Here is a 252-nt window from a genome sequence, read left to right as displayed (position 1 = left end):
GGCCGTCCGCACGGCGGCGGCCCCGGTGGCGGCGGCTTCGGCGGCGAACGCAACGGCAACACGCCCTACGGCGGCGAGCGCCGCAGCAGCGGCGGCCAAGGTCAGGGTCAAGGCCAGGGCCAGCGCGCTCCGCGCCCCTATGGTCACCCCGGCAATGCGCCGAGCTTCCCGTCCGACCACGCCAACCCCGGCAGCTTCAATCCTTACGGCGGCGAACGTCCGCGCAGCAATGCGCGTCCGGCCGGCGGCAAG

Annotated in this window: 1 pseudogene; it reads left to right on the top strand. The window is 75.4% G+C overall.

The window, feature by feature from the left end:
- Positions 1 to 6: 6 nt before the first annotated feature.
- Positions 7 to 252, top strand: a pseudogene (locus GLA29479_RS23345) (pseudouridine synthase); the annotation flags it as partial.

It is taken from the genome of Lysobacter antibioticus (genome assembly GCF_001442535.1).
Lineage (GTDB): Bacteria > Pseudomonadota > Gammaproteobacteria > Xanthomonadales > Xanthomonadaceae > Lysobacter > Lysobacter antibioticus.
This window is presented reverse-complemented; position numbering and strand designations above follow the sequence as displayed.